Below are 10,000 nucleotides of genomic sequence, written 5' to 3' on the forward strand. Positions count from 1 at the left end.
ATCACCGCTCAGCAGGAGAACAGCAACTTCTTAATAAGTAGGGAGGCACAATTATTTGTAGGATGGGTTAGCGGTAGCGTAACCCATGCGGGCGTTGGGTTTCATGCTTCAACCCAACCTACGTTCATCTTATATTTAATTCCACCCACCTACTTAACAGTATTCACTGAAACCTCAAATCTGATAACTGATAACTGAAAAAGAATCGGGTAGGTTTATATAAACCCGCCCGATTTTGCTTTAATTTAATTTGATTTGGTTGGGTTTAAAGCGATACTAAACCGCCAGCGGCCTGGTATCTAGCGCGAGCTTTGCGCCATGATTGTTGCGCTTGGATAGTTTTGCGACGGTCATCCCCTTTGCTGGCTTCATCGAGACGGGTTTGGGCCTGTTCGTATTCGGTGCGAGCTTTTTCTTTATCGATTTTTGAGCCTAATTCCGCCCCATTAACGAGGACTTTGATCTCATTATTTTCGACTTCAGCAAAACCGCCCAAAACCGCGATATTTTCCCAGTCTTTCCCCGGTCGAATTCGCATTACGCCAATATTCAGGGCAGTTAATAAAGGAGCGTGACCGCTAAGAATACCTAATTGTCCCGTGGAACTGGGTAGGATTACTTCTTCAGCCACGTTATCCCAGACAATGCGATCGGGTGTAATAACCCGTACTGTAATGCTCATTGGTGATAATAACGATAATTTTGGCAGATTTCTGGGTTAAGTAACCGCGTTTAGCGGTTACTACTGACTTTTAATTAGCCTTTTTTGAGTTTTTCGCCTTTAGCGATCGCTTCATCGATATTGCCGACCATATAGAACGCTTGTTCGGGTAAGCGATCGAGTTCACCTTTGAGGATCATCTGGAAGCCTTTGATCGTATCAGCGAGGGTAACGTATTTACCCGGGGAACCGGTGAAAACTTCGGCCACGAAGAAAGGTTGCGAGAGGAAACGCTCAATTTTGCGAGCGCGGTCAACGGTGAGACGATCTTCTTCCGACAATTCGTCTAAACCGAGAATAGCGATGATGTCCTGTAACTCTTTATAGCGTTGCAGGGTAGATTGGACGGCGCGAGCGGTGCCGTAGTGTTCATCACCGACGATATCAGCTTGGAGCATGGTGCTGGTGGAACCGAGGGGATCTACCGCCGGATAGATACCTTTGGAAGCCAGACCACGGGATAGTACAGTTGTTCCGTCCAAGTGAGCGAAGGTAGTAGCGGGAGCGGGGTCAGTCAAGTCATCCGCGGGTACATAGACCGCTTGGATGGAAGTGATGGATCCTTCTTTGGTGGAGGTAATCCGCTCTTGCAGGTCGCCTACATCAGTACCGAGGGTGGGTTGGTATCCTACCGCAGAAGGCATCCGACCGAGGAGCGCCGATACTTCCGAACCAGCTTGCACGAAACGGAAGATATTATCAATAAATAAGAGTACGTCTTGCTTGTTGACATCGCGGAAGTATTCGGCCATGGTCAAAGCGGAGAGACCGACGCGCATTCTCGCTCCGGGGGGTTCGTTCATCTGACCGTAAACGAGGGCGATTTTCGATTCTTCGGGGTTATCAGCGTTGATTACCTTCGATTCGATCATCTCGTTGTAGAGGTCGTTTCCTTCGCGGGTTCTTTCACCCACACCGCCAAAAACCGAGACACCCCCGTGTTGAATGGCGATATTGTTGATTAATTCCATCATAATGACGGTTTTGCCCACACCAGCACCCCCAAAGAGGCCGATTTTGCCCCCTTGACGGTAGGGGGTGAGCAGGTCAATCACCTTGATACCGGTTTCAAAAACCGTCGGTGTTACTTCAAGATCGACTAATTTGGGAGCGGGACGGTGAATAGGAGAGGTTTCGGTGACGTTAACCGGTCCTTTTTCGTCCACGGGTTCACCAAGAACGTTAAAAATCCGACCGAGGGTGCATTTACCCACGGGAACGCTAATCGCTGCGCCGGTATCCACGATATCCATACCGCGCACTAAACCATCGGTGGTACTCATGGCAACGGCGCGCACTTGGTTGTCACCGAGTAACTGTTGCACTTCACAAGTAACCGATAGATTTTGACCGGCGGAGTTAGTTCCTTTTACGGTTAAGGCATTATAAATACGGGGCAGGTTGCCACTGGGAAATTCGGCATCGATGACAGGACCGATGATCTGGACGATTTTACCAACGTTAGTTTCTGTTGTCGCTACCATTGTTTATGTCTACTCTGGGTTTTAGCTGATAACTCCCACAAGGGGAAAGTCTTAATTTTTTGTAAAATTAGCCAATACACAGCTTATCACGCTAGGGGATCAGATCAGTTATTTTCGCTATCAGCCCTCAGCAGTCGGTCGTCACGAGACTCGGAGACAGGAGATTATTTTATTTGTTCCCCCCACTTCCCGCTTCCCACTCCCCGCTTCCCGCTCCCTGCTTGACAAACACAGGGGTTTGCCTTTAATTGAACGTTACCTCATGTCTCAAGGAGAAGATGGCCACAGTGTCGAGGGTTTAATTGCTCAAGATATAGGTTGGGATTTTTAAGGGGAAACTTTCTTTTAAAATTGGCGTTTACTTTTGATTTTATTACTCAATCCAAGCTTTTGGGGGGTTGGGGGAAGTCGCTGAGTCTCAAATTAAATTAATCAAGGTTGAACAAATGCCAGAAAAAGCGACATTTTTTAAGGGATTACAGATACCAAAATATCATTTTAATTTCTATAAGTCATACAAAAATTTAGGTTAAGATGACCTCCGAGGATGAATTAATATAATTTTTGACGCTTTCTAGTAAAAGTTGATACAAAAAATGAGGTGTTTTTTGATTGGCTAATTCCAGACTATTCTGATAAATTTTAACAGCAGATTCATCATTAATCATTCGATAGTGAATGATTTTTGTCCATTCTGGTGCAGTTATCATTAATTGAGGAATCACTTCAATAAAAGCTTGTATTTGTTGTTGGGGTTCAAAATCTTCTAAAAAATGCACTAAACTAAACATAATTTCAGGATGTTCACAGTTATCATCTAGGATAAGATGTAAGTCTTTTAAATGTTTATCATCAGGATATTTGGTAAGTTTTTCTAATGTTTCCTCAAATAAGTTAATTTCTTGGGATGTTTTCATTAAGCGATTCTCTTGTAGGATTTTTATTAAATTCATGGGGTTGTTGCTCCTTAATCAAAAAAGGTTGACCAGGTAGTTTTATTAAGTTGAATGAGTTCTTGTAATCCCTTTCTAATATCTGCATTATATAATCCTTGACCTAGATAAATTGAGCGAATATCCCAAACTTCTTGTGCTAAGGTTTGTCGAGGGGAAAGGGTTAAGTCTGGACTTTTACCATAAGATAAGGTTTGACGATGACGACCTCCTTTTCCGGGGGATAAGTGTTCCATCATGATAGCAATTCCTTGATTAGTTGTGTAACCTTTGATTTTCGCTTTCATATACGCATTGGATGGTAGATGATGAGGGGTTAAGTTATCTCCTCTACTACCTAATTTTAACAAGTCGCCGTATGTCCCGACTTTTCCTTCTCCTGTCAGTAGTTTAAATTGAGTGATGTTGTCTCCTTATGATTATTTTAGGCCATAGGTTTATCATAGGTGAATAAAAATCTTATCGCTCTTCTATCTCGGAAAATCCCTGTCAACACATAAGTGCTGAAACTCTTATTTTATAAGCGAGCGCTCGCCTATTTTCTAACAACAACTCGAAAATTTAGTTTCTGTTAGTTATTGATCACCCGAAAGCTTGCCCCGAAAGAAAGCTAGAATTTAGACACGATCAGAGCTTTTTCCTGATAATTAAGCTTTAATGACCCATTTTCCTCTTTTCCCCCAACTCCAGTGCTTCCCAACCCAAAAAAGTAAGGCAGACCTTAGCCTACCTTAAAACAAAGCGAGGTTGATCAACTTTGAGGATACCGATGCGGATGCAGTGGATGTAATTGGTCTTATACCATATACTGTCGATTATAGCAAGGGTTTTGCTGGTTGTCTAGATTCAAATAACAAATAATTGTAAGCTTTACCATAGATGTTAATCTATACACTGAGCCGCAAGGACTATCTCTCGTCAAACTGGGTTTCAACCTGAACCTCAGTTCGGGATTAGTCAAAATTCTGAATGTTCTCCTAGCTGATAAACCCTATTCTTTCGTGGAACTGATGGCAAAATCTCTTTAACCGTAACTAACCTTGATTCGGTAAAGATTTTCCTCCTCTCGATCGCCTCGGAGAATTGTGCTGTAAGATATATTCAGTTTAAATTGTTTAGGCTCGCAATCGTAGATGAGAATAAATTTCGGTAGCTTTTGCGGGAATAGATCAATAATCTGAGGAAATTAACGTTTAACTATATGAATTCTGCTAAAATTATCGCCATTATCACGGGAGCAATTTCGATTTTAATCGCCGTTGCCTATTTAATCCTCGTCCAGATTCTTGACTTTCGTAGCGAGATGATTCCCGCTCCCCTAGAAGTTATTTTTCCTGGATGATAAAAATTGGGGTTGAAAATTTTTCAACCCCAGAAAAAGCAATTTTTGAGCCGATTAACCCACTGGTTGTAATACTAAATCCGGTTATTAAAAACTGATTATTTATTGCCTATTGCCTGTAAAGTGGAGGGTTGCATCAAAAGAGTTGCTCTGGCCTTATTGCCGGGGTCGTCTTTGCCAAGCAACAACTAATTTAATTTCCTCATAACTATAATTATCTCCCAGATTTTCTTTGAGAGTTTTCAGGGATCGATCACCCACTTTTTCGATCACTAAACGAATATATTCCTGTTTATTTTTAGAGACTAACTGATTAATATCAATTTCGTAACCCGCTTCTAGCAATTTAGCTAAATGTTCATAGATGGTTGAGACTTTTAAGCTTCTTTTGCGAGCGATTTCTTCCGCATTCAACCCATCTTGATAGTATTGGAGAGTGAGGAATTGAGTAGAGGGAAGACTATCCTGACAAAAATCATTAATTGCCGCTATAAATATATCCCCATACTGTTGTACTTTACTGTGTACTACTCCAGAAATTTGACGAAACTGCCCCAAATTCCGGGGTTTCGATTGGGCCATCAAACGCAGACTAGAATCATGGAAAATAACGTAGGGAGGAACCCCTTGACTATCGGCAATTTTTTTCCGCAGTTGCCGCAAGCGCTCGAATAATAAATCACTTTCCACCATATTGGGATTGTCGTCTCCCACGATTTGACCGTTAGCTTTCTGGGGGACGGCAATAAACACGGAACGTTGTTTCCGCATCACTTCCCAACTGTGTTGATTAAGTTTCAAGATTCTAAAATCGTCTTCAGTTTCTACTAATATATTTTGCTGGACAAGGGAACGACTTAAACGTTTCCACTCCTGCACAGTTTTATCTTTACCGATGCCATAAGTAGATAATAAATGATGTTGATATTGGCTGATTCTTTCACCTTTTCCTCCCCTGAGTACGTTGATTATGTGCATCATACCGAATTTCTGTCCCGTCCGCGCCACACAGGATAAAAATTTTTGTGCTTCGATCGTCCAATCCTCAGAATTGTTCCCATTCCGACAGTTATCACAGTTACCACAGTTACCCGAAAAACTTTCTCCAAAGTAACCTAGTACGCTCGATCTTCTACATTCAGTCCCTTCAGCATAATCTAACACCTGTCGCAATTGTTGACGAGCTTTCTGTTGTTCATTTTGCTCGGTTTTTTGGTTAATAAAATACTCAATTTTTCTGGCATCTGCAAAGCTAAAAAAGAGGGTACATTTAGCCGGTTCTCCGTCCCTACCGGCGCGGCCAGATTCTTGATAATATCCCTCTAAATTGCGGGGTAAATCATAATGAACGACAAAGCGCACATCGGGTTTATTAATCCCCATACCGAAGGCAATTGTCGCCACCATAATCTGCACATCATCCCGAATAAAACGGGTTTGATTTTTACTTCTTTCCCGATCCTCCATACCCGCGTGATAGGGTAGGGCATTAATACCATCTTTTTGTAACTGTTCAGCAACTTTATCGACGGTTTTGCGGCTGATACAGTAAACTATTCCTGCTCCTTTTTGTCCTTTAATATATTGATACAATTGCTGATAGGATTTACTGGTTTTAGGTTGAACTTCATAATAAAGATTATGACGATTAAAACTAGCAATATGAATGGAAGTATCTCGCAATCCTAATTGTTGGATAATATCTTCTCTAACCTGTTGGGTAGCGGTGGCAGTTAAAGCCAGAATTGGCACGGAGGGAAAGCGTTGACGAACTTGTTTAATTTGTCGATATTCAGGGCGAAAATCATGACCCCAATCGGAGACACAGTGAGCTTCATCCACCGCTAAACAGGCTAAACCGAGGTAATTATCAATAACAGCTAAAAAATCTAAAAAACTAGGCGATAATAATCTTTCTGGGGCGACATATAACAGTTTAATTTTTCCTTGCAGGATTAAAGATTCTCTTTCTCTGACTTGTTTCGCGTTTAAAGTGCTATTGAGAAATGTTGCCCCGATGCCATTATCAGCTAAAGCAGTTACTTGATCCTGCATTAAAGCAATTAGGGGAGAAACCACCACCGTCACCCCTTTTTTGATTAAAGCAGGTAGCTGAAAACAGAGAGATTTACCGCCTCCGGTGGGCATAATTACTAATAAATCCTGATTATTTAAAGCAGCCTCAATTATTTGGCGTTGATTCGGTCGAAATTGATCGTAGCCAAAGTGATATTTTAAGGCTTTTTCTAAAGAGTCAATTGCAGCCATTGAGCAAGGGGAAAAATATTTTTATAGTAGTTATTTTAAGTTTACAGACTCTCTGATTTTAGGGAACAGGGAACGCCGGAATGGGTGACAGAGGGAGGGAGATTACCTATTGCCTCCTGACTCCTGACTCCTGACCTTAAGATTGTCTCACCTGATCGGGAACACCAACAAAGGAGAGATTGGCTAATTTTTTCAGATTTTGACAGCGCAATAACTCGTTAAAATTGAGACTCGATCGCCCCTCAATTTCAGCTATAGTCTCAATAGCCGATAATAAACCCTTAGCGGCCTCGGTTTCCGTGTAACCGCGTCTAACAGCCACTTTTAGGGCCGCTTCATCCGCGTCTAATTCCCGTTGGGGGCTGCGTTTTTCTCGCCAAATCCGGTTAATTGCCAAGGCAGTTAAACCCCCCGCTACTGCCATACCGACGGCATCGGTTTGCAGGGTTTCCACGGTTAAACCGATCATACCAGCCAGAGCAATTAATCGATCGAGATCGGGTTTAAACCATTTTACTGCCGTTAAAACAGAGACGGCCCTTAACAAGACTAGATCCCGTTGGGGTCTTGATAATTGCCGCCAGAGGTCAAAATTAATTGGAATCGGTCTGACTCCTCTTTGCCAGGGCAGGGGAAAATTAGTTTCGATTACCTTGGTGCTTTCGGGTTTGCTGACAATGCGCGTCATCATCCGTCCCGAAGCAGGCATGAGGTCTAGTAAGTGACTAATCTCGTTGTCTTGGTTCATCGATCGCCGGTCAATAGTCTTCGATCATTGAGTATAATCGCTTTCTGAGCTAATATCTCTTTTCCGACAATTTTCTCAACGAAACCGCGTCAGTCCCTACCGTTCGGCTTTGAGGGGTTCGATGCCCCAAAAATCGCCCATAAATTCTTGCATCTTTCTCAAAATCCTCATGTTTTGATTAAACCTCTTGCATAATTAATTTTTGAGGATTCAAAAACGGCAAAAACAAGGATTAAATTACATAAAATCTGGAAATAGACCGTTTAATTGATTATTATTCATTCTTAATTCTCCTGACTACTGACTACTGACTACTGACTCCGTTCGGACCTCGGCGTGAGCTTTTGTCGAACGCAAAAGCTCACGGCCGAAGCCTAACCCTAACAACAATTTTTTATTTTTACAAGAGGTCTATTATTAATGAGGGGATGAAACAAGTCCTGACCGTATCTTGCCAACTCCAAGTAACACCCGAACAGGTCGCCGCTATCGAGGCGACACTGAAAGCGTTTGCGGAAGCTGGCGACTACGTTAACGGGAAGGTGAAGCCGAACCTGATCAACGAACTGGCGATACAGTCGCTACGGACTGAAATGTTGGGTTTCGCTTTCCCCTAAAATTGAGAGGTTTTCTTTAACCTATTGATTCGCTCAACCCAACCTACGGACTGGCTCAAAACCAGAGCAGGTAAGCAGGTGCAGAGCAGAAGAAGTTAAGAACATTCCCCGCAATAATGGCCAGCAGGGGCCGGAGAAATAAGGCGGGGAATGCCTGCTTGAGCTAGAGGTTCTGGAACAGCACTTTGGTGTCGGAGAGGGTGGGGGTGAGAGTTCCGGTCAACGTGACGATCGCCAACGGACTGAAGGTTGATCCCGCAGAGCCATCGGCATCGTAGGAGAGTACCCCGCCGCTGTAGGTGAGGTAACCGCCAGCAATTGCACCAGTGTAGGTTGTGGTTCCCAAAGACACGCTACCCAAGGACGTGAAGGCGCTGGCACCGGTTATATCGAACACAATGGTGTCGTTGAAGTTGGTGATTACATCCTGCCGGTCGTAGATGCTCAGAAACTGGAAGGTGTCGCCGCCGCCACCGGTGAGGGAATCGTTGCCGAACCCGCCGACGATGGTGTCAATACCATTACCACCATTGATGGTATCATTGCCGGATCCGCCGTAGATCAGATCAAAGCCGCCGAGTCCGATGATGTTGTCGTTGCCGTCGCCGCCCCTGATAATGTCGGCGCCGAGTCCGATGATGTTGTCGTTGCCGTCGCCGCCGCTGATGGTGTCGTTGCCGTCGCCGCCGCTGATGGTGTCGTTGCCGGTTGATCCGGTGATGGAATCCGCGCCAGCTGTACCTGAGCCAATCACAATACTGCCTCCAGACGGCCCATCATTCGGGTCAGGACCGCCACCCACAGTCATGGCGATGTTGGCCGAATTGGCAGCACCCTGGTTGCCAAGGGTATCGAAATAGTCGTTGGACACCGCCACTGTTCCCGTTGGCGACTGGAAGTTGGTGGCGATGAACGTGGCGGTGTAGCTGCTGCCGCTGCCGGTGAAGTTGCTCAGCACCCCGTTGGTCAGGGTCACATCGCTGGCGGCGAAACCGCTTACGGCTTCGCTGAACTGGAAGGTGACCGTAGTGCTAAAGTTCTGGCTGGTGAGCGGTGAGCTGTCGAAGGTGATGCCCACTGTCGGATTTTTGGTATCAATCGTCACCGTGTCCGTACCCGCTCCGCCGGTGTTGCCTGCCACGTCGGTGTAGCTATCGGCTGCCACGGACACCGAGCCGGTGGTTTCCACAGCATCGTCGGCCGTGAACGTGGCCTGGTAGCTGCTGCCGCTGCCGGTGAAGTTGCTCAGGGTTCCACCGCTGACGCTCACATCACTGTTGTCAAAACCGGTGACATCTTCGCTGAATTCAAAGCTGACTAGAGAATTGTTAGTTCCGTCGTTGAGGGAAGTATCAACGATATTGACGGCGAGGGTCGGATTTAGCGTGTCAATCGTCACCGTATCCGAGCCTGCGGAGCCGGTGTTGCCTGCCACGTCGGTGTAGCTATCGGCTGCCACGGACACCGAGCCGGTGGTTTCCACAGCATCGTCGGCCGTGAAGATGGCCGTATAGCTGTTGCCATCCACTTGGGTGAAGTCGCTCAGGGTTCCACCGCTGACGTTCACATCACTGTTGTCAAAACCGGTGACATCTTCGCTGAATTCAAAGGTGACTAGAGAATTGTTAGTTCCGTCGTTCAGGGAAGCATTAACGATATCGACTGCAAGGGTAGGATTGAGCGTGTCAATCGTCACCGTATCCGAGCCGGCTCCACCATTGTTACCTGCCACGTCGCTGTAGCTATCGGCTGCTACGGACACCGAGCCGGTGGTTTCCACCGCGTCGTCGGCCGTGAAGATGGCCGTATAGCTGTTGCCATCCACTTGGGTGAAGTCGCTCAGGGTTCCGCCGCTGACGTTCACATC

The 10,000-nt window shown here is 45.2% G+C and carries 9 protein-coding genes; 2 read left to right on the forward strand and 7 right to left on the reverse strand.

All coding sequences use genetic code 11. From position 1 onward, the window contains the following. Positions 1 to 265: 265 nt before the first annotated feature. The 4 genes from atpC to IM500_RS24065 all read right to left on the reverse strand — a co-directional run bounded on the left by atpC (position 266) and on the right by IM500_RS24065 (position 3,445). Positions 266 to 682 carry an ATP synthase F1 subunit epsilon gene (gene atpC / locus IM500_RS24050; RefSeq protein WP_190723742.1) on the reverse strand — a complete coding sequence of 139 codons (417 nt, stop codon included), beginning with the start codon at positions 680 to 682 and terminating at the stop codon, positions 266 to 268. Positions 683 to 756: 74 nt separating this feature from the next. Then, the gene (atpD, locus tag IM500_RS24055) at positions 757 to 2,205 is read right to left on the reverse strand and encodes a F0F1 ATP synthase subunit beta (RefSeq protein WP_104396187.1); all 1,449 of its coding nucleotides are present in this window, start codon (positions 2,203 to 2,205) and stop codon (positions 757 to 759) included. A 524-nt stretch (positions 2,206 to 2,729) separates the two neighbouring features. Further along, on the reverse strand, positions 2,730 to 3,158 hold the full coding sequence (locus IM500_RS24060; protein WP_190720290.1) for an Imm30 family immunity protein: 429 nt from the start codon (positions 3,156 to 3,158) through the stop codon (positions 2,730 to 2,732). A 14-nt stretch (positions 3,159 to 3,172) separates the two neighbouring features. Then, entirely contained in the window at positions 3,173 to 3,445 is a 273-nt protein-coding gene (locus IM500_RS24065) for a hypothetical protein (protein ID WP_002760442.1), read from the reverse strand. Between the two features lie 914 nt (positions 3,446 to 4,359). On the opposite strand from IM500_RS24065, the gene IM500_RS24070 reads away from it, so the two are divergent. Further along, entirely contained in the window at positions 4,360 to 4,500 is a 141-nt protein-coding gene (locus tag IM500_RS24070; protein WP_002760440.1) for a hypothetical protein, read from the forward strand. Positions 4,501 to 4,656: 156 nt separating this feature from the next. Here IM500_RS24070 and recQ read toward each other — a convergent pair whose 3' ends face one another. Both recQ and IM500_RS24080 read right to left on the reverse strand, forming a co-directional pair. Continuing rightward, the gene (recQ, locus tag IM500_RS24075; RefSeq protein WP_190720287.1) at positions 4,657 to 6,768 is read right to left on the reverse strand and encodes a DNA helicase RecQ; all 2,112 of its coding nucleotides are present in this window, start codon (positions 6,766 to 6,768) and stop codon (positions 4,657 to 4,659) included. A 136-nt stretch (positions 6,769 to 6,904) separates the two neighbouring features. Next, a complete protein-coding gene (locus tag IM500_RS24080) occupies positions 6,905 to 7,516 on the reverse strand; it encodes a DUF3318 domain-containing protein (protein ID WP_190720284.1) in 612 nt (203 codons plus the stop codon). A gap of 428 nt (positions 7,517 to 7,944) precedes the next feature. Here IM500_RS24080 and IM500_RS24085 point away from each other — a divergent pair, with 428 nt between their 5' ends. Further along, positions 7,945 to 8,133 carry a hypothetical protein gene (locus IM500_RS24085; RefSeq protein ID WP_287730878.1) on the forward strand — a complete coding sequence of 63 codons (189 nt, stop codon included), beginning with the start codon at positions 7,945 to 7,947 and terminating at the stop codon, positions 8,131 to 8,133. Positions 8,134 to 8,296: 163 nt separating this feature from the next. On the opposite strand, the gene IM500_RS24090 is transcribed toward IM500_RS24085, so the two are convergent. Then, a partial coding sequence (locus IM500_RS24090) for an Ig-like domain-containing protein (RefSeq protein ID WP_287739668.1) occupies positions 8,297 to 10,000 on the reverse strand: 1,704 nt, incomplete at its 5' end.

It is taken from the genome of Microcystis sp. M179S2 (assembly GCF_020245805.1).
Classification (GTDB): domain Bacteria; phylum Cyanobacteriota; class Cyanobacteriia; order Cyanobacteriales; family Microcystaceae; genus Microcystis; species Microcystis aeruginosa.